The organism is Clostridium homopropionicum DSM 5847 (assembly GCF_001263795.1).
Classification (GTDB): Bacteria; Bacillota; Clostridia; order Clostridiales; family Clostridiaceae; genus Clostridium_H; species Clostridium_H homopropionicum.
The window spans coordinates 1-1163 of the sequence record NZ_LHUR01000040.1 but is presented as its reverse complement, the minus strand read 5'-3'; the positions used below and the strand labels follow the sequence as shown (position 1 = coordinate 1163).

General features: G+C 33.6%; 1 protein-coding gene. It reads right to left on the bottom strand.

From position 1 onward, the window contains the following. Positions 1-1163, bottom strand: a 1163-nt coding sequence (gene ltrA, locus CLHOM_RS15045; RefSeq protein WP_052222522.1) for a group II intron reverse transcriptase/maturase, incomplete at both ends; no start/stop codon positions are given.

Below are 1163 nucleotides of genomic sequence, written 5' to 3'. Positions count from 1 at the left end.
AGCAGATATTTAACTGTATTTTGATAACTTTTCACACTTCTTGTATTATCAGTTACACCATAATACTGGTAGTGCCCTCTAAGCTTAAGATTAATTTTCTTAATAAGCTCACATACGGGCATTATTCTGTTCCTCTTAATCCATTCTTTCATTGCCTTGACCTTGCTTCTGTATTTCTTTCCGCAGGTCTTAACTTTACAGCGAAAGAATCTTTTGTTTCCATTTTCGCTACAGTAAAACGTAAATCCAAGAAAATCAAATGTTTCTGGTTTCCCTAAGCCTCGACTTGCTCTATTCTCTTTTGCAAATCTACCAAACTCTAATATCTTCGTTTTCTCTAAAGCTAGTTCTAGACCAAATTTCCTGAATCTTTCTATAAGCTTTTCATAGAAAGATTCTGCCTCCCATTTGTTCTGGAAGCAACATACAAAATCATCACAGTATCTTACTAAATAAGCCTCACCCCTGCATTGTCTTTTAATCTTAACAGCAAACCAATAATCCAAAACATAATGCAAATACACGTTTGCAAGAACTGGGGATGCTCCATTTCCCTGTGGGGTTCCTCTTTCAGTATCTAAGTATTTCCCTTTCTCCATAACTCCTGCCTTCAAGAATTTCTTTATTATATCTATGAATTTCCTGTCCGCTATATCATGTTCTAGGAACTTAATTAACCAATCATGGTCTACATTGTCAAAGAAGCCCTTTATATCTGCTTCAACTATATAGCACACTTTATGATACTGCACATATTCAATAATTTCTCTTACAGCTTGGTGACAATTCCTATTTGGTCTAAATCCATAGGATTCATTAAAGAATTTCGGTTCATATACCTCCATTAGTATCTTTGCTATATTGTTTTCAACTAATTTATCCTCGTAACAAGATATCCCCAAGGGTCTTTTCTTCTTACTTCCGTCTTTAGGTATATATGCTCTTCTTATAGGTTCTGGTTTATAGCTATCATTTCTCATTCGTTTTACTAAATTCTCAATGTTGGACTCAAGATTTACATCATAGTCATCTTTTGATATTCCATCAATGCCTTTAGCCTTCTTCCTATTCATTTCTTTGTGAATAGTACTTAAATTATCTTCATTGATATAAATCGCAAGATTTTGAACTTTACCATCTAACCTAGACTTTTCTATATTATA